Below are 23,652 nucleotides of genomic sequence, written 5' to 3' on the forward strand. Positions count from 1 at the left end.
ATTCTTGCATGCATCCATCGACCAAATCAGTGCTTCTCAATTATTGAACATGGCGCCGAGCAAAATCCGTGAACTTAAACTTATCAATCCGGTGCAGTGATTCCGTGAATTGAAACAAGGTCGTATCATTCAGGTGTACTTCGGAACGAACAATTACCACTGGTTCATTACCAGTAAGTTCCAACAGATCTTGGACTTCGGTATCAGGTTGTTCGACCGTGATGATTTTACGGGCATATGAAACTTCCAACCCTAAATCGTGCTCCACATATTCATACAATGAATTTTGCGCTGCTGCAAGTGGTACCGCAGTTACGACATCTTTAAGCAGATAGTCACGATCTACTACAATTGGTTCATCATGGACTACCCGGACACGCTCAATATAAGTTGCTGCTAAATCAAGCTCAGTTGCAAATTCAAACTTGGCCGCTGGCACTAACGTATCACTAATCCCAATTACTCGCGTGGCGCTGTGCATGTGCAATGACGCGTCCAACTCCTTATAGCTAGTTAGTCCCGAAACTGGAAATACAAAGCGTTCCAAGTCCAACACAATTGAACCCTTCCCCCGAATTGTTTGAACAAAGCCATTTTCATTTAAATCTTTAACCGCTTTACGAATGGTTTCACGTGAACCACCATATAATTCACACAATTCATTTTCGCTGGGAATTAAGTCTCCCTTTTGATAAATTCCGTGGACAATCTTTTGTGTTAAATCACGGTAAATTATTTCATGCTTATTCAACATAATTCTCACCTTCCCTAAACATATATAGACAAGTTGTGTTTCGCGCTTAACTATCCACAACGTAATCTAGTTCGTACCTTCATTATACATGTAAGCGCCATCAAAACACCAATGATATTTATTAATTTTTATAATTGACACTTGACTAGACAAGTTATACAATTAGTTTAGAAACAAGATGAAAGCGCTTACTTGATTAGATAAGGGGGAACTAAATTATGTTCAAAATGTTCAAGAAGCAATCGGAACCAGAACTCGATAACACACTATACGCACCTACCGATGGTACCATCATTAACCTCGCCGACGTGAGCGATCCAGTTTTCGCCCAAGAAGTCATGGGTAAAGGTTTCGCAATTCAACCAACTAGCGATGCCGTTTCAAGCCCGGTTGCTGGAAAAGTTACCATGGTTGCTGAAACTAAGCATGCCGTCGGTCTCACAATGAGCAACGGTTTAGAAGTCTTGGTGCACATGGGAATTGATACGGTTGAAATGAACGGTACCCCATTTAACTTAGATGTTAAAGTTGGCGATATCGTCGCTGGTGGTGCCCCGCTTGCGAATATGGATCGTGATGCCATCATCAATGCAAAACTAGAAGATACTATTATGATTATTATTACCAATACTGCAGATAAACTTGATAACTTAAACGTCACTTTGGGTTTGACGACAAATGGAGCTCCAATTGGCACGGTCGCAGCTAAGTAGCACTCATTTAGAAGCCATCATTCAAGCGTAAAATTTACGTGACCAGATAGCTTCAAGTGCATTGGAATTAAGAGGAGGAAATCAACATGCCTACAACTGATTATTCATCACTGGCAACAAATATCATTAGCGATGTCGGTGGTAAAGGAAATATCGATAGTTTAATTCACTGTATCACTCGCCTACGCTTCTATCTCAAAGACATCACAAAAGCACAAACCGAATCGATTAAAAATCTTGATGGTGTCATTGATGTGCGTGAAGCGCAAGGCCAATACCAAGTTGTTATCGGTAATGCTGTCACAGACGTTTACGACGCTGTCATTGCTCAACTTGGTCCCGACTTTGGCGACGATGCTGCTACCTCAGCCGCCATCAAGGATACCGCCGATCAGCCCAAGCTCCATGGTTGGGCACTCATCCGCTCGGGCTTTGATAATTTTATCGGGGTCATCACAGGCTCCCTGTCACCAATTGTTGGTATCTTAGCCGCTTCAGGGATTCTAAAAGGTCTCCTGGCCATGTTTACCGGTTTCCACTGGTTATCTGACACGAGTAATCTTTACCTAATTCTTAACGCAATTGGCGACTCGGCCTTCTACTTCCTACCAATTCTTGTTGGTTACTCGGCCGCCAAAAAACTTGGTGGCGATCCAATCATTACTGCTGTTATTGGGGGCGCAATTGCTTATCCTACAATTCTGACAGCCGCTGGTAAAGGCGCTGAAATCGTAACCTTTGCCGGTATCAACTTTCCGTTTGTCACCTACACCTATACCATCTTCCCGATGATTCTAGCAGCCTACATGGCTAAACGACTTCAAGCATGGGTAAAAACTTGGATGCCAAGCTACTTGGCAATGATCTTTACCCCCTTGGTTGTTATCCTAGTTGTTAGTGCCATCACATTATTAGTAACCGGTCCTGTCATTACTTGGCTTGCAGACGGTTTAGCATCCGGTATCTCATGGATTTTAACTTCAAGTAGTTGGTTTGGAGGCTTAATTCTCGGTGGCCTCTATCAAATCCTGGTTATCTTTGGCCTTCACTGGGGTGTCGTACCACTGGTTGCCAATGATATTGCAACAACCGGTCACAGTTACCTAAACGCGATTATCTGTCAAACAATGGTTGCTCAAGGGGCCGCAGTCTTAGCAGTTGCCATCAAATCGCGTAAAACTAACCTAAAAGCCCTGTCATGGGGGGCTGCAATCTCAGCTTTCTGTGGGGTTACGGAACCAGCGATTTACGGGGTTAACTTGCGCTTCAAACGGGTCTTCATTTCCGGATTAATTGGGAGTGCAGTCGGTGGCTTTATCACCGGCCTACTCCATGTCGACATGTGGGGCTTTACCGGTTCACTAATCGGCTTCCCTTCATTCATCAACCCAAAAGTTGGTATCGACGGTAGTTTCTACGGCTTTTTAATCGCCAGCGCAGCTTCATTGATTGTCGGTTTCACAATCGCTTATCTCTGGGGTTACAACGACAAAATGCAAGAAGGTACAGCTGTTGAACGCGCCAAGAAACCTGGTACTAAGTAATTAATCCGCTTCGGGGGGAGCGCAAATTATTTTGGATTTTCTCACGGGGGACAGTAAAACAATACACATAAAAAATAAAAACGAGCGCAGAAGCAAACTTCCGCACTCGTTTTTATTTTTTGTGTGCTGCCACTTAGGCCTTATCCGTACCTTGCCAAGATACAGTAAGTTCCCATTTACCAGCCGTAATTTGCTTTGATACAATTGAGTTTGACCCATATAATGAATATCCATTGGCATCTAGCCATGTATCCATTTCATCAACGAGCCGTTCTCGATTCGTTCCACTAAACTTCTTCTTTCCGTCCATATATACCTCCTTATCGAATTATCATCATTACATTAATTTTAACACGTAATAGTTAAATAAGGTACTCCTTCTAGCAAATTTTCACTAAACAACCTAGGCACTAGACAAAGTAAAAAACGACGTGCAGAAATTCCTTTTCAAGCACCCCGCTATTTAATTAATACTTTAGTTTTGGCATATGCTCATATTAATATTCAAAGCAAACCTTTACTAAAACAACACTAGCTCAATACACAAAACACGTTAATTGCAGATATTGTCTTGCTACACTTAATGTACAGCAAAGCACTTGTTGAAATTGGTTTGAAAGGAAGCATGAAGATGGACAATGAAGTAACGCGTGGCGAAGTAAAAGGCATCAAGATTTTCTGGGGTGTAGCGCTCATACTATTATTGATTGCAACTTTTTTTGATCAACAAATTTCTGAGGCAGTTATGAATCAAAACTCCTGGTTTGGAAATTTCTTTCAAAACTATGGCGATGCTGGTGATTTAATCATTTTATTTATTGCCAGTGAAATTATCGGTTTCTACGCATTACACAAATTTAAGCATGTTGGGGTTAAATACACGGTTGCCTTGGGGGCATTTGCCTTTGCATACAATCAGATGTTCAATGTCTGGGGGCGGGATTACCTATATTATACGGCTTCAATGATTAACAACTATCGGCACCACCTACCACTTGGGTTAGCGAACAATGACGGTACCGGTGCCCCTTTGTTTTCTGCCACGCTACAGTGGACAACAGCAATTGTATCTTTCGTGATTTTTACGTACCTAATTCATCTGTGGTTACGCAACAAAAACGACGCACAATTTGATTATTTACTAAAAGCAGCGCTCGTTGGTATCTTCGTTGTTGAAGCTGCCGAATTAGCAATCAACAAAATGAAGGATATCTGGGGGCGCTTTCGTCCTTACGAATATTCCAATAATAACCCCGCCGAAAAATTTACACCGTGGTATCATCTAAATGGCATTAACGGCCATAAGTCATTTCCATCTGGACATACGATGGCCGGTTGGCTCGTATTATGGGCAACATTCTTCGTCGATCGCCAAAATCTAAAATCACAAAAATATCTGACGGCCTTTGGAATTATTTTTGGAATCGTCGTCGCATTGAGTCGCATTCGGATTGGCGCTCACTGGGCCTCTGACACGATTGTGAGTTCGACGATTGTGGTGACAATTATCTTTGCTGGTAGCCGCCTCCTTGGCGCACATTTTATCGAAAATAATGAAACTTTGCCACAGAATTAATGATCCGTAAGTGAATTGGTAGTTTAAAAATCCATCAACTAATTCAAAAAAGCACACATCATCTTGCAGTTGCATAGATGACGCGTGCTTTTTCCTTTAGATTCGTGTTGCTTTACATAATTGGCATAATCATGGGATATGCTTTAGCTAAGGTCTTGGTACGTGCGTAATTCACACTAGAACCATCCAAGCCTACCCAGAAAAGGTACGTCTTTTTCTTGCCATTTACGTTATGTGTTCCTTTGTAGTACGCACGGCCAATACTACTTGGCTTAGCAATTGCTACATTGGCAGCACTTTGTGTTTTGTAAAACAAACCATCCGCACCATATTTGATTGTGTGTATCTCACTTTTATTGAACGTCCATGAACTATTTTGAGCGCAATACTCTTTAATGTTATTTTTACCCACTACAATCTTATAAGTGTGTGTACCTGCATTAGGCATCCGACAATACGCATACCACGTTCCGCGCATTGCTTTGGGTGCTACGTTACTCGCTGCATTTGCCGTTGAACTAAATACCATCACCATTAGGATAGCTACAAGTAACCCCGTCAAAATTTTTATTGTTTTTTTCATCGATATCACCTCATATTCAATAAACTGAGTTAGGCGAACAATTCGTAGTTTTCACAAATTATCTTTTTCAAGCTTACTTTGTCTACCCGTTAATTATAGTCCTAAACGATAAAAGTGGTGTTAGGTTTGCTTGCAATTCTCTTATAGAGACAGTAAAAGCCACCAGTAAAGCGGTTCGTGAATTGTTCAGCTCGTACCTAGCTCAAAGAATCCCCCGCTTTAAGTTCCACTAAGCAATCTGCTCGGTGACTCTTTCATGGACGGTATCGTGTGCCCGAATGCAAAATTCCACACCTTTTCGAGCTCCAGCATTATCGAACCCGTGTCGTCCACTTCTTTACTGCTAGACCATGTTCATCATCATTCTGAATTTTCACAGTTAGTTTGGTTTTCTTAGCGAATTTTTGTTTCACCTTAAATTTAATATTACCGGTTTTAACGACCTTCTTGGACACCAACTTTTTCCCCTTGTAAACTTTCACAGTCGCGCCGGTAGTTGTTTTCCCCGTAACTTTTTTACCTTTGATTTTTAGCTGTTTCAAGGTTGGTTTGGGTGATTGTTTAACTGTCATTGATTTTGATGCAAGTTTGTATAGCGTTGTTACTGAGTCAGGAGTATCAGCAGTTATCGTGATTTGTTGGCCGTTTTTCAGCTTCCCCATCTTAACTTTGAATTTTCCACTCGCACCAACTGTACTGCGTGCTACTTTACCTGCTTTTTTCACGACAATTTTAGTACCCACTACTGCCGTACCCGTCACGTATTTGTGTAAATGATAAGCTTGTTTGAGCTGAACAGGCGACTTCTCACTTTTCGTAATTTGCTTGACGGTTGTATTCAGATTGTTAGTCACCTTAATCATTTGGTCGTAGTTATACCCTGCCAGTGCAATTTGCGCCTTTACAAGTAACTCCTTGACTGCGGTATGTTCTTTTTTACTTTGCGCATTCTTAATTGCATCGGCAGTTTGCGCCCGTGTGTTACTAACAAATGCTGCGATTGCAGTTTCAAGTTGCACTACACACTCAGCCAAATGATGGTAATCTGGACTCGTATTGGTAGCTTCAAGTGCAGCTTTAGCCTGAGCTACTGCCGGAAAATGGACAATATTGACACCAAGTTGACCGATTTGCCTGTTTTCTAGTGCCATAATTTCTGCGTGGATTTCAGCATAAAGTTGCGCACCTGCACGAGTAAACCACGCCGTATCATTAGCTTCTACTGCGGCTTTTAAATCATTTATGGTATTTTTGATGACCACTGATGCACCCAACACGGGCTTTAACTCCAGGACTTCAACCATACCAATTTTCATGTTTTCCAATTGAAGCAATTTATACTTGAACTGGGCAAATTGAATCGCTTTACTTAAATTACTACCACTCGCAACCAGTGGTGCTAAATCTCCCATCCCAGCGACTTTATTAATCGCGGCTTCCCAGAGCGAAACATTTACACCACCAAACGTGCCCCCATTAATATTGGCCGTTTCATCCAAAGTATATAACGCATCGAAATTAATTAATGCCGCATTTTGCGTTAATCCTAATGTTTTCAATTGTGGTAATTTACCGAAAGCATCCTGATTAAGCGTAATTAAACCGATATTATCTAGGTATAAAAATTGTAAGTGATTCATCCCCACAAACGTTTGCGCACCAATCGAAGCAAGTGTATTTCCTTGTAAATTCAAAAATTGTAGATTACGTAACTGATTAATGCCGGCAATTGTCATAAAATCCAAGCCACAATTCATTAAGTTCAACCGCGTAATTGTCGCTAATACAGCTTGAGCTTGAGCCTTATCACCGCTAATTAAACTTTGTTTTTGGCTGTCCGTTAGGTATCCTTCATCGGTTGTTGCATACTCGATAATTGCCTGTTGTAATTGAACATCCGGAATTAACTCAGCAAATGTACTTGAAACTGCTAGGTTCGTTTTTGACTGCTTGACCTGCATCATCGTGTTAATTTCCATTTTAGACTCAGCATGACTCGCAGCTAACACATTACCCGGGACACTTGCCGTTGAGAACAGCATGGTCGCCGTCATTCCGACTGCAATAATTTTCTTTTTTTCCATCTGTCTTCTCCGTTCCAACGCGTTTGTATTTTCCTAGTGGATTAATTATCCCAAACGCGTACGAAGAAACTGTGATACAGGCTTTGAAGTTTAAAAGACTATTCGGCTAAAATAATTCGGCGCCGTGCGTTTTACATGGCGAATGGTTAACTCTATCAGTCCTTCAAATCAAACCATATGGTCGGTAATCGCTTGCCAGGCTTGCACTGCTAGTGAAAACATCTCAGCGTCGGCGCAAAAAACATTCACTGTTCATCATCTAATCATAAGTCAATGCTTACTCATCGAATTTTCTTTCATAGCCACACCGATTATCTAATAATCTGCTATTTTATTCCATTAACGTTGATACGTATGCCGCTTACCATCAAACTCAATGCGGGATGGAATCGGCCGCTTCTTGTTCCAATTTCGACCTTCGCGCAGCTTTTTTTGCAATTTGCGATATTTTTTCATCGCTTTTTTATACGGGAGCGTGTCAAACCACTTATCAACTTGTTTTTGCGGGTTACCTTTTGTCCCAAAGTTCTGGACGTTCCAGACTTGTCCACTAGCTGTCAACTGCACCCCAATTCCGATCAGTTTAAAATGGGGATTGGTCATATTTTCACGGTGCCCGACATCCTTTAAATATAATTCAACTAATTTTTTACCTAGTTGATCTGCTGTATAATCACGCCAATCCAGCCCCCGGATACATGCCAAGTTCTCACCGTTCAGATAAAAATTACGCTGTACGAGTTCCGCACTGACATTGCCATGACTTAAGTACCCTTGCTGCGCCTGTTGTTGTACTTTGTGTTTAGCAAATTGGTTTAATTGCGTATTTTGCTTAAGTAGCTTATAGCCATTCAACTGGCGAAATTTATTCGTATACCGCAAAACTGCTCGTTGCACGGCTTTTTCACTCGGCATAGTGCGCCCAACCGCTGCTTGCTGTGGTATGGTATTTTTCGATTGGGCTTGCGTATCTATATCGATCACCAATAACCCAACGACCAGTGCTAGCAGTAGTCCCACCAGCAATCCAATTCGTGTTTTCATTATTTTTACAACCTCGTAATTCTTACACTTGAAGTTTTTATGCAGTTGCACCGTGTCTGGATTGTATATTCCGATAACTCGATGCCATTTTTTGTCACCACTATCCAACTTCAGGTATCCCTATAATTGTTAAATAAAGATATGAATATTTTTTAGATGACGACTTAGACCTTACCAACTAACCGATTATCCAGTTGGTAGCGCTTAGTTTCTAAATTCAATTGTGTACCATTAACAAACCAAATCACCAATACGTTGTATAATAACGACAGTGACAACTAAACAATTTTAAAATGTTTGCAGAAACTGAGGAGCCACTTAAGCATCCTCATTCATGCAGTTTTTACGGAATATGAGGAGCCGTTCGGGCATCCTCATTCATGCAGTTTTTTACGGAATATGAGGAGGAACATTATGTTTGATCAAACTGACGAATTAAGTGTCAAGACTTTGCGGATGCTTGCCGCACAAATGACTAACAAAGCGCATAGTGGTCATCCTGGCATTTCACTAGGTGCTGCACCAATGCTATATGTTTTGTGGACGCGCCACTTAAACGTAAATCCTGATAAACCACGATGGATTAATCGCGATCGATTCGTGCTATCAGCCGGTCATGCTACCCCACTATATTTTCCTTTGCTCTATTTAAGTGGTTTTGCATTAACGATGGCTGATTTACAAGCTTTTCGGACAACAGATTCGATTACCACTGGTCACCCAGAAGTTGTTGGTTCCGTGCCTGGAATCGAAGCCACGACCGGACCGCTTGGACAAGGTATCGGTATGAGCGCTGGGATGGCTGCCGCTGAAACACACTTAGCTGCTCAATTTAACTTGGCTGATGTCACAGTAATGGATCATTATACCTACGCACTTGTATCAGACGGTGAATTAATGGAAGGCATCTCTCACGAAGCAGCTGATTTTGCTGGTAAACAAGCCTTATCCAAGTTAATTTTGCTATATGATTCAAATAACATTGATATTGATGGTGCAATTAGTCGAGAAACCATCACCGATGCCCAAACACGTTTCCGCGCTTATGGTTGGGATACCTTGATGGTTGCCGATGGTAATGATTTGGAAGCGATTGATGCGGCCATCACATTTGCAAAAACCACCGATAAACCCACATTAATTGAAGTTAATACAACCATTGGCTTTGGTTCACCTGACGCTGGACAAAAACAAGCCCACGGCACCCCAGTCTCCGATGAAGGCCTGCAAATATTAGCCGCAAATTTGGACTGGGATTACCCAGCTTGGACTGTACCAGCGGCAGTCGCAACCCGTTTTATAACTCACGTTTATGATCGTGGTATTGCAGCCTATGACCAATGGGTTAGTGACTACGAAGCATTTGCTGACAAAGCCCCAGCCAAATTTGAAGCCTTGAATATGAGTTTCAACCATGAATTGGCTGATGTGACAGATATTTTGCCAACCTACACCGTTGGTTCCGACCAAAGCATCCTGGCCGTTAATGGCGATGTTATCGACGCAATTTCCAAGCGTATACCTGATTTGTGGGGTGGCTCAGCTGATTTAGCTGGTTCTACCTACGCACGAGTTAGTGACAGTGGCTTGTTTGAAGCAGATAATCGAGCTGCCCGTAATCTTGCTTTTGGTGTTCGTGAATTTGCAATGAGCACAATCATGAGCGGTATTGCCTTACATGGCGGTTCGCATGTTTTCGGTTCAACATTCCTCGCTTTTGCTGATTACGCCAAAAACAGTATTCGTTTAGCGGCATTGCAACAACTACCTTTAATTTACTTATTGAGTCATGACTCAATTGGTGCAGGCCAAGATGGCGCCACTCACCAAGCTATCGAACAATTGATGCAATTTCGGAACGTACCGAATTTAACCGTAATTCGTCCTGCTGACGCCACTGAAGCGGTCGCCGCTTGGCAAATTGCGCTCGAAAGTTCAAGTACGCCCACAATTATCAGTGAACCCCGTCAAGTTGTACCAACGCTGGCAAATACCACTACCACCGGTGTCCGCCGTGGCGCGTACACCCTATCACCAGCTGCCAACGACAAACCCGAAGGCATTATCATCGGCACTGGTTCTGAAGTTCAAGTGGCATTAGCTGCCGCTGAACAATTACGTGCAGCTGGCCATAATGTTGCTGTCGTTTCAATGCCATCATTTGAACTCTTTGTAGCTCAAGATACTGCGTATCAAGCTAGCGTTCTACCTCCAAACACACGTCGCCGCATTGCGGTTGAAGCTGGTAGCACACTTGGCTGGGAACGCTACGTTGGCCTCGATGGTGCGATTGTTGGTATTGATCAATTTGGTACGTCTGGGACTGACGCTGAATTGATGATCAAGTACGGTATTACCGCTGAAAACGTGGTTGCCCAATATTTGAAATTAAGCTAAAACGCTAATTATTGAACAATTAATGCTATACCTCCAAGGCAATTAACCCATGTTAACTGCCTTTTTTGCGTTCACAAGTTACGTACACTAATAATATACGAGAAACATTCCGCTTATTTTTATTTTTGAACATTTAATTTCCACTACGAGGCTGGAACCAGTCTGGACACCGTGATGGAAGACAAGCCTGGTTCCAGCCTCTTCGTTAGTTTGCGTAGGCATTCTGACTAGCAATATGCCGTAATCCCTGTCGTTGTAAATTTAGCGGTAATCAATAGTTCAACGCTTATCTAGCGGAGTGACTGAAAATCACTTTGTGGCCGGCAGGCTTTACACCGAAATGGGACGTGACACCACGTGTCGAGTTTGTCGCTGAGGGTAGAGCCGACCGGGCCTTATTTGTCCAGCGTAGCTACAAATGTGAGCAGTCTTTTGGCTTTAGCCATTAGACTGCCAGCTATCCCGAATTGCCCAAGACAGACATTCAGCCTGGAAGGCTAATCTAATCGGTTTTTGATTAGATTCAGTTGTTTGTTGCAAACAAACTGCTGGAATGTTTTGCGTTGCCGTACCTCAGGCATAAGCAAGCGGCTTGGGCATGTGCTTCCATCTCGGTGCACAATGTGATTTTCAGGCACGCAGTGGCATCATACATCTCATCGCATTTTATAAATTCCACGTCAGACGAAGTAGATACAAAAAAAGACCGCAGCACTTAAGCTAGCGGTCCATTTTTATGGGATGTTTTCGATTAAAGGGGATTAATTAATCGAATGTGCTTCTAAATTAATTAGTCGCGGTAGTTTTAAGCCAGTTGCGGGCTGACCATGTGTGGCTCAATCCCCTGACTTTATTGCCTCATGGGTCATCAATCCCAATCAGTTAATTTGTAATCATGTTTCGCAAAATTAATCTTGCTTCCGGCGTTTAGCTACCCCAGCTAAACCCATGAAGCCAAGCATGGCTAAACCGATCACTGACAACACCGTATTTTCCTTTGAATCACCAGTTTGCGGCAAGATTGAAGCCTTAACCACATTTGGCGTTTCTGCTGCTGGCGTTAACTTTTGTGTTACTTGAGTTGGCGTAGCAGTTTTTACTTCGGTTGGTACTTGGTGCTTTTCAGGTTTACGTGGTGTCGTGGCATTTGAACCAGGAATGAAGCTTTGCGTCTTCTTATTCCAAGTGTACAAAACCTTACCTGGTGTGTGCCAACTGTATTCCGTACCAGTTGTCTTAGTCGTCCAAGTATAAGCTGTAGTTTTGTGCCAGTGCTTAGTAGGTGTCATCGTTGCCTCATCAAACGTTGCTGGCGTATTAACCTTGTAAGCCTTAACTGGTGTACCATTTGCACTGAAATACTTGTGTCCAAATACTTTATCTGAAATAGTAAACTTGTCAATTTGCTTGACGCTCGCAGCACCCTTGACAGCATATTCGTCGTGTTGCGTTGTTTGGGCGTCTTTTTCAAGATTGTAAGCTACCGTAGTCGCAGATTCAGCATGGGCAGCCAAATGATAAGTATCCGTCGTAGTCGCATTTGCTTGTTGCTTTAATTTATTCGTGGTGGTCTTGGCAGCATAATTCGTTGTCATAGTTGTCCACGTATAAACTGGCTTCAATGTCGCAGAATCATAACGGACCGCTGTATAATGTTGCACCTTTGTACCATTGGTAGTTTCATATTGACGAACTGCAGTCGTAGTTTGAGCGGCATACGTACTAGTATCAGAATACGTTTGTGGGGCACCGATGATGCTTGGTGTACCAGTGGCTTGCTTAACAACACTATTGGAGTTCGTGTATGTCATTGAAGTCCACTTAACTTGTTGCACGTTTGAAGAACCACCAGTTGAAGCTGAAATGATAAATGAGTATGTCTTACCAGATTGCAACCAGTCTGAAATATCTCGTGACCATTCGTGGGCAACCCCCGCATCATCAGTATAAGAAACTGTCATGACATGGGTTTCAGCACTGTAATGCATTTCAAAGTTACCAAATTTATTTTGGCTTGGTGCCGCAATAATATCGCCACCCTTGGTGTTATCACCAGTGTATGTGGAAACTACACCCGTTTTGTCACCAGCCAAAGTGGCTTCTGGCTTTGGATTTGAGTACATGAATGCCCCAAATGCATTACCATTACCAGTTTGTGAGCCGTAACTTTGACCAGTTGCCGCCCCATTTTTATCGTAATCAGCACCCGTTGGATCCATGTTGTAGTATGGGTTGTGTTCATCATACCGTGATGTCCCAGGCTTAGTTTCATTAAGGTAAGTGTCTAATTTAAATCCAAAGGCACCTGGTAAATCACCGATACCCATTGAACCACCATCGCTACCCTTGGCTGAAACATCAGTTGATGGGTTGAATGCAAAGGTGACCCCGTCAGCACCACCCTGTTGTTGTGATTTATCACCGAGGTTAACGGCTCCCTTAAAATCAAAGTCACCATCAAAATTAATTTCCATTGAGGCGTCTTTGAAAGTTACGTTACCAGATTCATTATTATTGTTGCGATCGTTATACGCAGTATCACCTGCATCCGTTAACGTAACTACACCGTTGTCAGCATTATAGCTTGCTGGATTGTAGCCTGCCACCACATTACCAGTATTCTTGTAGTACTTCAAACCATTCAAATTAAAGGTTATGTTGAAGTTTTCGTCGTTAATTTCGGTACTATTATCGAACGCATACGAAATCATACCATCTTGAGAGAAGTACGTTTTGGTAGCCGTAACATTTAACGTGCCGTCAGCCTTGAAAACATTGACTGCAGTTAACTTACCAGTTCCATCGTTGTATTCATATACAACCATGTCTTTGTCAGTAGTTGGATTGAGCGTAACTGTATTGTTAGCGTTCAATTCAACTGCTGGTGCAACAAGTTTGTATTGTGAACCAGTGGCAGTATTGGTATAGATTCCATTGGCATACGTATATCCAGCGCCTTCTAAATCGCTCAATGTTAACCCAACTGCATTGGCTGTTGTAAAGTCATCTGGCGTAATCGGATTAGCAGTTGTTTGCTTGGTCTTCGTGAAGGTCGTAGTTGTAACGTCACCATTTTTGGCGGTAGTCGTCACAACATAAGTTGAACTTGTATCAGAATCCGCCGTCATTTCAGCTGAGATTGTCTTGTCAGCGTTTTGATATACGGTTCCAAGCTTCATTGATGCGCTGTTTGTAGCACTCGTTTGAGCAACCGCAGCGTCTAAGTCGGTTAACGAGCTAGCAATAGTTGCTTGGGTGTCATCCTTTGTACCATTGTATTTATACGCAATTGATCCGTCAGCATTGTAATAAATAACATTCTTATCCATCGCTTCAACACTCAATTGTTTTCCATCAGTCCCAAGTGCTAACGTGTAAGTGGCCGTTGCGCCATCACCGCTCTTAGTGTAAAGCTTAGTGTTATCCGCAATTCGGTCAGTATTTGGCGTTGCTTTTGAAAAATCATATGACACATACGTTGGTGTGTAATCCGTGTTAGCTTGGTCATTATTAGTTACATCACTCGCTGCATAAGTTTGTTTATATGCAACACCAGCGGCATCGTATAACACGTTATTGGTGTCCTTAGCCAAATAGTCCAGTGCGGCTTGACCGACCATTTGCGTGGCAGCAGTTTGCGTATTAGCATCGGTGTAAAGTGTTTTTGATTTCACATCAGTTTGCGCTACTGGTGTGGTGAAATCTGCTGCGGTAACTGAGTTTACATCATAAGCTGAAAAACTCTTATCACTGATTGTTTGATCATCTGCTTTATTCGCTACGGCTGTATCATAAGCGGCTGCATCACCTTTACCACTTGGGTCAGTTGTGACCGTCTTCGTAACTTCTGTTGCAGCGTTATTACTGTAGGTAGTAAAAGTATAAGTCGTAGTATTCCCAGTTGTCGTCGTTGCTACATCAGTATTATTAGTAGCAATTGCGCTGTCAATATCTGCTTTATTCGTTGTTGTGGCATCTGTGGCGTTACCAGTCATCAACGTAATAGTGCTCGTCACACCAGCAACAGTTTTCGTATAAACGTTAGATGCACCAACTTGCGTGTAACCTTCAAGCATCGTCTTTGATGCATCGACACTGCTATCAACTGCAAGTGCTGTTGTTGTTGCCACAGTCCCCGTCGTTGCATTCGTTGTCGTGGTTTCGGTCACAATGATGTCAGCTGCGCCGTTTTTAGTGTACTTAGTTGTGACAACATTGCCATTCGTCGTTGAAGAATCTTTAGCATAGCCTGCCAACATCGCGGTAATCGATTGGGCAGCAACTGCATCATCCGTCGTTGAATTAACGGTGATTGTATATTGTGCACCGTCAACGTTTTTTGTATAAACCGCTTGTGCAGCCGTTGATTGTTTTTCATCCAAGCTATAACCATCATTTTTAATGGCGGCAATATCAGGAATACCACTGACCACAACCTTAGTGGTCGTAGTCTTAGAACCATCAGTCGCCACTACAGGTGTCACAGTCTTAGTTGCAGTCAATCCACCATTCGTATATGTGGTGGTCACAACTCCATTAGCATCGGTTACATCCCCGGTTGCATCGTAGCCATCTAAGACCGCCACAATCCCAGCTTCTGAACCGGCTTGTGTAGTCTTAGTAAGTGTACTTTTACCATCAGCAGATGTGTAAGTCGTAGTATTGCCATCAACAACACCAGCTACCCCGTCAAATTCAGCCAACGTCGCTGTATCCGTGGCGCTAACTGGGGTCGTAAAGACAACCTTGGTCGTTGTATCTTTGGTAGAATCAGTCGCACTGGCCAAAACTGTCACCACTGCTTTTGAACCATCTGCTTTGGTGTACGTACCAGCCAAAGTATCAACATTAACATTGTCAGTTGCCACAAAACCGGCTAACAAATCTTTGACATCTTGTTGTGTGGTGGCATCAACCGTCGTGGTTTTTGTGATTGTTGCATCAACACCATCTATGGTCGTATCGGCAACCGTGGTTCCATTAACTGGTGTATCGTTACCATCAACTGCATCAACTGCTTGCTTTTGACTCGCAGTCGCTGAGCTGGTAACTACTAATTGAATATCAGTCGTGACATTTCCGGCAGTCTTGTTTTGCTTAGGCGTAACCGTTAAAGTGGCAAATTCTGTATTGTCAGCATTAGCGTAGTAACGCGTAGTTCCATCAGCGCTAGTTGATGTTAATTCAAGGCCATTGACCAAATTATCAATTGTATTCTTAGTACTTTCATCATCATAAGTTGTAATTTGCTTAACCATGTAAGTCGTTGAGCCGTCATCAGAACCAGCAACAACTTTGGAATAATCTGTTTCGTTCACATTTGCAGAAACTGGCACTGCCGTATCAACAGTGTAACCGTCCTTCTTGAGCTCATCGGCCGACAAAATAGTTGAAGGTGTTTGATCATCTTCGCCGTGTGCGGCAATTTGATCGACGGCTGTGCGAACATAAACGTGGTTAGCAAGTTTAAAATCAGCGTTATCGAGCGCTACGTCACTATCATTGTCGTAAGCGTAATACTTAGTACCATCGGTCAACATTTGACTTGCATCGCTAATTTTAGCAACCGTACCATCGGCCGCCTTATAATATAACGCACCGCTGATAGTCGCCGTTGTCCGGTTACTATCATTTTCAAGTTGAGTTACAGTCAAATCATCTAGGTTATTCGTTGTACCATCGAGATCCAACGTGTACGTGGTAACTACGCCATTTTCATCCGTCGTCGTACCAGTACCCGTTGTGTCATCGATTGTAACGTTTGCATTATCAACATCTTGTTGGGTTGCTGGTTTATCAACGACTGCAGCTGACCCAAATTTGTACGCGGTGTGATTCGTTACATCATATAAAACCTTGCTTGAATCTGACAAATAATCTGTAATCGCGTTACCGGTATATGAGTTGCCATCAGCATCAACCAATGTCATTTTTTGCATATCATCCGTATAGAGTGGATTGGTTACATCGAAATCTTGATTATCCAAGGCTTGCTTATCAGTATCATACGAATCTTTATCCGCGTAAAATGTCGTCACTGAACCATTATCATTAGTGACTTGTGCTTCGTTTTTATCCTTTAGCACATCTGGCAAAGTAGTGCCAGCGTAATCACCGTCTTTATCATTATCGGCAGGTGCGGCAACTGAGGAAATCGTCGTTGTCGTTGAGTCCCCCGTCTTAGTTGCAGCATCATTATCATCAGCAACTTTTTTGGTTGCATCTGTGTATTGATCGTAAGAACCAGTCGCCGTTGTTTCAGTTGATTTTGCGGGTGCTGACGTAATTACGGCATCCGAACCAGCAGCGGCCGCGTCTTTTGCATTGGCTGCCGCATTAGTTGTTGGCGTTGTTGATGATTGTGCAGGTTCCACAACGGTTGCCGTTACGTTGTTACCAGCCGCCGTTGCCTTAGCCGCGGCACTCGCGTCATTAGTTGAATATGTGGTATCGGTCGAAACTAATTTACCACCATTTGAGCTAGGGGTAACCGTAGTTTTGGTACTACTTGTTACGGTACCGGTTGTATCAGTTTTTACTGTTGTCGTGTCTTGTGCGGCGGCATTTTTGGCTGCCGCTGCATCATTGTCACTAGCTGTATCTGCGTACGTAGTTGTTTGGGTGGCCAAACCAACTCCTGCAGTCGCGACCACCGCTCCTGCAAATAACGCACCGTTCTTTAATGTTTTTGTATCCATGATTAATAATCTCCCTATCCTTTGCCCATCCCGAAGCAATTGTTTAGTTGCCTTATTATAAGATAATTAAAACCTAACTCAATTTGTTATTATCGTGTTTTTAACATAAAAATAATAATTGAATTAAAATAACTTATAAGCTTGTATTAAATTTAGCATATTCACGAATTTTTTCAAGCAACTAGCCAAACTTGTAGAAAACTCAAAGCTTTTTCTTATAGTTATTGATTTTGTAGGATTGGTAATTTTTTCGAATCACAAACACTGATATATCAACATTTGCCATCATAACCCACTTACTTTAAGAAAGTTAATATCGTTAACTTTTTTTAGTGAAAGCGTTCTCTTTTACTATCGGCATACGCGCCCTTATCGTTTGTGCTTCTTTGAGCAATAGACGAAAAACACCCCTAATTTTTACTTTTTCAACAAAATAGCATAACCAGCCTTCGTTATTTATTATAAACTAATAATTAATGAATTTATTTACATCCTTTTTATGTCCGTAACGCACATATTTTAATCAAATAATGATAATCACCAAGTGTGTCGTTTATAGTAACAGTGCCGGATTTTGGTGCACGCTAATAAACCTGATTTCCACCTTACAACAAGGCGAAATCAGGTTTATTTTTTCAGATTAGACGTGTTATGTCTCCTTTAACAAGGCTTAACGCTTATCATTGACTCTCTTTCTTGAAATTCCAAATGCTACAAGGCTCCCTAGTAATATGGCTCCGATTACTGACACAATGCCATCTGTTTGAGATACACCAGTTTGTGGCAATCGTGCACTGGTATCCGCATTTAATTCTGGTTCAAATTCAGTCGGATTATTGAGCGCCTTTAAGTTTCCGGTAGCTGGTTCAGTTGCTGGAAAATCGAGCTCTGACATGACCGCCGGGGTCGTACCAGCTTCGGCGGCAATATCTGCACCCGGCTCCTTGGGTTCCCGTGGCTTCAAGCCGATTTCCACTTCGGGCCAACTGTAGTACAATTTCTCCCCTAACTTAATTACATCATATTGAAATAACTTTTCTTCATGGGATTGAGACAAGCTATATTGGTACCGTTTTTCTTGGTGGCTTGCAGGTAATTCGTAAGCATACAACGGTTCTTCATGACTTACTGGTAGTTCATATGCATACAGCGGTTCTCCATACGTGTAGACGGTTTCCTCGTGAGTAATTGGCAAGCGGTATGAAAGTTCCTGATCTGTAATTGACCAATGATACATCGTTTGATTAAAGGTATATTCTTTGACCCCGTAATAAATCGTATTGTCTTTGTCGTAATAAAATTTATTCCACGTGTAGACAATATCCCCTTTATCCTTACCACCAGTGGGCGTTAAGGTCATATAGACACTTGTGACGGATTTTCCCACACCGCTAACTGGATAATTACCAATCGACGTTTTGTAGACTAAGACACCGTCCTTATCAAAATTTGCTAGCTGGTCGGCGCTAATATTTTCATCACCGTTATCCATTTGTTTGAACTTGAATTGTCGCTCCGCCCAACTCAAAATCCCAGTATTAATTCGGCCGCCACCCGTAAATTGGTGGTACGTGTACAATGTTCCAGTTCCATTATTCAAACTATCTTGAACATTTGAAAGTTCGCTCTTCCCATCAGTTGATTCATATAAATCATAAACTTTCCCACCGGCGAAATAAGTCATATCAGCCACATTAACCCCGGTGCTGCTATCCTTTAACACCAAATTACTACCATTGCCATCTTTAACAAATAGCGTCTGAATATTCGTTGCCGTCGCTGGAATATCAACCTTTCGAGTTGCCGTCCCTTTCTCAGTTGTTGTCGTGACATCTTGAGCATCTGCTGGAATATCTGCTTGCTTAGTTGATGTAAAATCATGTTTTGCGCCGGCTACTTCGGTAATGTCAACAGCACCTTGATCATGCAGCTTTTGTAAATTTTCTGGTGTGTTCTTAATTGTCTGAATTGGCCCTTTTCCATCAACTACGGTTTGTTTTTCATCTGTCGCGGTTGGTTTATGACCAGCCGGAACCTGATCAAGTAGCACTTTCTTTGGCTTACCTTGTTCATCTAACACTGTTTGAAAGGCATCCGGAATTTGTTCGATATTGACTGCGCCATCCGCTTTGACTTTTTCAATTTCAGCAGCGGTAATACCTGTGTCGACTTTTTGGTTAGGATCATGAACTGTGATTGTCTTATCTGGTAATTTAGTAATATTGATTGCACCTTGTTCCCGCAACTGCTCAAGTTCAGCATGAGTCACCCCATCCGTGAATTTTTGATTCGGATCGTGAATAGTTTCCTCACCTGTCTGTTTCACCCCATGTGCCGCGCTCGGAATCGCTTCCCACGCCACATTTTCAAAAACTAAATCAGCATCTTGAACGGTGTCAGTTTTTACATACTGAACATTTTGTGCCCCTGTTGGTATTTGGCCGGTAGTTACTAATGGACTCCGAGTGGTATTGGTTGTTTGTTTTTTACTCGTAGTGACCGCATATCCAGCCTTACGAGCTGCGTCAGCTTCAGCCTTATTGTCTGTGTAATGTATTTTATGCTGCGCTGAATTACTTGACGCATTATGGGATACCGCTACCTTCGTTTGCAACGGTGTTGATTGTCCCATATCTTTTGCCAATACCAACGTTGTACCGGCATTCAGCGTTAATATTGATACCCCAGTTACAACGGCAATTCGCCTGGTTGTTTGTTTTATATTTGATTTCATTACATTTTCCCCCATTAACTAGTTTGAAATTTCCTCTAAACCCCATCATCTCGTGCTAATTTTGGATGTCGCCGGTAAAAGCTTTAACCATCCCTCCTCCTTCAGCTTAACAAGAGTATTGATTATTAAATGAGAAAATATCCAGTTTTTTTGCGTACTTTACGCATTTTTATTCAGTGGGCTCCATTTGGGGTTGTTATCTTTGCCCTGCTATCGTTGAGTTTCACGGCATTTCGGCTAAGTTTTTTCTAGCGTGGAATTTGGATATGTGTCTCAGGTTGATTCCCACTACGTGTCTGGAACCAGCCTCTTCGTTAATTTGAGCAGGCAATCTGACTAGTACTATGCCGTAATCCTTGTCGCTGCAGGTTTCGCGGTAATCAGTAATTCCACGCTTATCTAGCGGAGTGCCTGAAAATCACTCTGTGGCCGGCAGGCTTTACACCGTGATGGGACGAACTTGACACCACGTGTCGAGTTTGTCGCTGAGGGTAGATGAGCAGTCTTTTGGCTTTAGCCATTAGACTGCCAGCTATCCCGAATTGCCCAAGACAGACATCCAGCCTGCAAGGCTAATCTAATCGCGTTAGGATTAGATTCAGTATTTTGTGCAACAAAATGCTGGGATGTTTTGCGTTGCCGGTTCGCAGGCATAAGCAAGCGGCTTGGGCATGTGCTTCCATCTCGGTGCACAATGTGATTTTCAGGCACGCAGTGGCATCATACATCTCATCCCATTTTATAAATTCCATGTCAGACGAAATACAGCCGATATTTCCGGCAATCACATGGTGCTTTCACGACACTTTGTTATATTAAAAAATGCAAAAAAACAGTGCCCTCTCGCAGTAATCGCGACATGGCACCGTTCGTTGTTATATTAATTCATCTAGTTCATATATTAACCTTAATTTTGTTTCCGACGCTTGATACCGAATAAACCAAGGAGGCCCAACATTGCCAAACCAATTACAGAAAGCACCGTATTTTCAGCTGAATCACCAGTTTGTGGTAAACGTTTTGCCGTAGTTGTAGCACCAGTTGCAAGGTGAATCGTAGCTTGCTTTTGTGGTGTTGTCGTCGCTACTTGGACCACTTTTGGCGTCTTAGCTGCAACATGTTTTACTGGCGTTTTCTTTGTTTGTTTCGTAGGCGTTACCTTAAGTGGCGTTAAAGTAACAATAGTCTTTTCCCAGCTGTAATGTAACTTTTGCCCAACAGCTTCGGTACTAAATTGATATAATTTTTCTTCGTGTGATTGTGGCAAGCTATATTGGAAGATATCTTCTTGGTGGCTTGCTGGCAATTCATAACGATAAAGTTGTTCTTGGTGTGATGCTGGTAATTCGTATGAGTACAATTGTTCCTCATGTGATGCTGCTCGGTCATACGTATAAAGCTGTTCTTGGTGTGATGCTGCCAAATCATACGTATAGAGCTGTTCTTGGTGTGACGCTGCTCGGTCGTAAGTATACACTTGTTCTTGGTGGCTGTTATGAATCTTATAACCATATGATTGGACGTTTTGTGTTCCTTCATAAGTGTAGCTAATGTTGTTATCAGTCCATGAATATTGCGTTGCGTCATATGTGTAACCTTGGGCAGCATAATAGATCGGAGTGTCATCAAAATAGAACTTGTTCCATGTGTAAATCGTAGCACCCTTATCATCGGTTTTACCCGTTGGCGTAACCGTCATGTACAAGTATTTAACTGAGCTGCTAACACCCTTCATTGCAGGATAGTCGCTAATCTTAGTCCGGTATACCAAAACACCCTTGTCCGCATCAGCTTTAAGTTCATCACTTGAAATGTGGTCATCACCAGTCGTAATTTGTGAGAATTTAAATTGGCCAACAGCCCAACCTAAAATACCGCCATTAGTTTTACCGCTATTAGTGAATTGGTACCAAGTGTTCAATGTACCAGTACCATTGTTTACGTTATCTTGAACACTATCTAGTTCACTTTTACCATTTTCTGACTTGATTAATTGGTAAACCGTGCCAGTTTTTGGATCAGTGTAAGTCATTTTACTTAAATCAACACCCTTACTATCAGCTTTGAGCGTTAAAGTACTCTTGTTAGTGTCTAAGGCATAAACGATTTGTACATTCTTAGCATCCGCTGGGATATCTTTTGTATCCTTAACTAATTTACTTGGTGTCGTTGAACTTGTAACTGTATAACCTGCTTTAGTTGCAGCATCTGCAACACTCTTATCAGTTGTTGTGTGATTAGTACCATTAACATTTTTGATTACAGTTGCACCGAGATTTTTAGCAATTTGACGATTGTCAGCATTATCAGCAACACCGGTAACAGTAACTGGTACCTTGATTGTCACTGTTTTATCACCATCAACAAATGAATCCGCGCCGGCTGGCAAGTCTTTTTCAGCAACGCCAGTAACAATTGTATCAGGATCTTTTACAGTCACTGTCTTGCCATCGATTTCGTGCACATTAATAGCACCATCTTTCACTTCTGCATCGGCAATTTGATCCTTGGTAATTTCCACGCCTGATGCAACATCTGGATCTTTTACGGTCACTGTCTTACCATCGATTTCGTGCACATTAATAGCACCATCATTGGCTTCTGCATCGGCAATTTGATCCTTAGTAATTTCCACGCCTGATGCGACATCTGGATCTTTTACGGTCACTGTCTTACCATCGATTTCGTGCACATTAATAGCACCATCATTGGCTTCTGCATCGGCAATTTGATCCTTGGTAATTTCCACACCTGATGCGACATCTGGATCTTTTACCGTGATAGTTGCACCAGGAATAGCTTTGATATTTTCGGCACCATTAGCTTCAGCATCAGCAATTTGATCCTTGGTAATTGGTGCATCAATACTTTTGTTAGGGTCTTGCACAGTCACCGTTGCACCAGGAATTGCCGTAATGTTTTCGGCACCATTCTTAACAGCATCTTCTAATTGATCCGCTGTCACAGCAACATCGGGTTTCTTATTTGGATCAGTAACCGTTTTTTCACCAGTTTTAGTAACGTTTTGCGCGTCAGCTGGAATTTCGTCACTAGTTACATCAGTTACAACTTTGTCATCATCTTTTACTGTCTTTGAACCGACTTCAGTGACGTTTTTGGCATCAGCTGGTACTTTATCAGTAGTAACCACGTCGCTCTTCACAACATCCGTGGTTTCAGTCGCGCTAGTTTTAACGTCGTATCCATCTTTTTTAGCTTGATCAGCAACGGCTTTATCATCAGTTTCATGGTGTTCTGTCACAACTTGTTGCGCTACCTTATCAGCAGTTGCAACTTTTTCGTTAGTATTCTTAACTGTGCTGTCGGCATGAGCATCAACAGTTGCCGCAACTGCACTGACACTCACCGCTGCCATCGACACCCCCGCCACAGTAACAACATGCTTAACAATATTTTTCTTTTCCATAGTAAATTAATCCCCTTTTTATGTAGCGGTTCCGTCCATCCCTAAACATCCCCAGCCATTTCCTTATACAAAGATAATTAATGGATGATTATAAATAA

Annotated in this window: 12 protein-coding genes; 4 read left to right on the plus strand and 8 right to left on the minus strand. The window is 42.3% G+C overall.

What is annotated here, in order from left to right; genetic code table 11:
• Positions 1-40 precede the first annotated feature (40 nt).
• Positions 41-754, minus strand: a complete 714-nt coding sequence (treR, locus tag EQG49_RS01295) for a trehalose operon repressor (RefSeq protein ID WP_133362264.1) — start codon at positions 752-754, stop codon at positions 41-43.
• Between the two features lie 218 nt (positions 755-972).
• Between treR and EQG49_RS01300 the strand changes: the two genes are divergently transcribed.
• Both EQG49_RS01300 and EQG49_RS01305 read left to right on the plus strand, forming a co-directional pair.
• Entirely contained in the window at positions 973-1,467 is a 495-nt protein-coding gene (locus EQG49_RS01300; protein WP_133362265.1) for a PTS sugar transporter subunit IIA, read from the plus strand.
• A gap of 86 nt (positions 1,468-1,553) precedes the next feature.
• Complete coding sequence (locus tag EQG49_RS01305) at positions 1,554-3,011, plus strand: PTS transporter subunit EIIC (RefSeq protein ID WP_133362266.1); 1,458 nt, start codon at positions 1,554-1,556, stop codon at positions 3,009-3,011.
• Positions 3,012-3,144: 133 nt separating this feature from the next.
• Here the strand turns inward: EQG49_RS01305 and EQG49_RS13570 are convergent, their stop codons facing one another.
• Positions 3,145-3,321 carry a hypothetical protein gene (locus EQG49_RS13570; protein WP_165964708.1) on the minus strand — a complete coding sequence of 59 codons (177 nt, stop codon included), beginning with the start codon at positions 3,319-3,321 and terminating at the stop codon, positions 3,145-3,147.
• 273 nt (positions 3,322-3,594) lie between these two features.
• Here EQG49_RS13570 and EQG49_RS01310 point away from each other — a divergent pair, with 273 nt between their 5' ends.
• A complete protein-coding gene (locus tag EQG49_RS01310; RefSeq protein ID WP_165964709.1) occupies positions 3,595-4,587 on the plus strand; it encodes a phosphatase PAP2 family protein in 993 nt (330 codons plus the stop codon).
• A 112-nt stretch (positions 4,588-4,699) separates the two neighbouring features.
• On the opposite strand, the gene EQG49_RS01315 is transcribed toward EQG49_RS01310, so the two are convergent.
• From EQG49_RS01315 to EQG49_RS01325, 3 genes are all read right to left on the minus strand, one after another.
• The gene (locus EQG49_RS01315) at positions 4,700-5,170 is read right to left on the minus strand and encodes a hypothetical protein (RefSeq protein ID WP_133362268.1); all 471 of its coding nucleotides are present in this window, start codon (positions 5,168-5,170) and stop codon (positions 4,700-4,702) included.
• Between the two features lie 311 nt (positions 5,171-5,481).
• On the minus strand, positions 5,482-7,254 hold the full coding sequence (locus EQG49_RS01320) for an Ig-like domain-containing protein (RefSeq protein ID WP_133362269.1): 1,773 nt from the start codon (positions 7,252-7,254) through the stop codon (positions 5,482-5,484).
• Between the two features lie 339 nt (positions 7,255-7,593).
• Positions 7,594-8,298, minus strand: a complete 705-nt coding sequence (locus EQG49_RS01325) for a CAP domain-containing protein (protein WP_133362270.1) — start codon at positions 8,296-8,298, stop codon at positions 7,594-7,596.
• A 414-nt stretch (positions 8,299-8,712) separates the two neighbouring features.
• On the opposite strand from EQG49_RS01325, the gene tkt reads away from it, so the two are divergent.
• Complete coding sequence (gene tkt, locus EQG49_RS01330) at positions 8,713-10,695, plus strand: transketolase (RefSeq protein ID WP_133362271.1); 1,983 nt, start codon at positions 8,713-8,715, stop codon at positions 10,693-10,695.
• Between the two features lie 908 nt (positions 10,696-11,603).
• Here the strand turns inward: tkt and EQG49_RS01335 are convergent.
• From EQG49_RS01335 to EQG49_RS01345, 3 genes are all read right to left on the minus strand, one after another.
• A complete protein-coding gene (locus EQG49_RS01335; protein WP_133362272.1) occupies positions 11,604-17,393 on the minus strand; it encodes a lectin-like domain-containing protein in 5,790 nt (1,929 codons plus the stop codon).
• A 670-nt stretch (positions 17,394-18,063) separates the two neighbouring features.
• Positions 18,064-20,127: an LPXTG cell wall anchor domain-containing protein gene (locus tag EQG49_RS01340; protein ID WP_165964710.1), complete on the minus strand. Its 2,064-nt coding sequence runs from the start codon at positions 20,125-20,127 to the stop codon at positions 18,064-18,066.
• A 907-nt stretch (positions 20,128-21,034) separates the two neighbouring features.
• Positions 21,035-23,554 carry an LPXTG cell wall anchor domain-containing protein gene (locus EQG49_RS01345; RefSeq protein WP_133362274.1) on the minus strand — a complete coding sequence of 840 codons (2,520 nt, stop codon included), beginning with the start codon at positions 23,552-23,554 and terminating at the stop codon, positions 21,035-21,037.
• Between the last annotated feature and the right edge of the window lie 98 nt (positions 23,555-23,652).

The sequence above is a fragment of the Periweissella cryptocerci genome (genome assembly GCF_004358325.1).
GTDB lineage: Bacteria > Bacillota > Bacilli > Lactobacillales > Lactobacillaceae > Periweissella > Periweissella cryptocerci.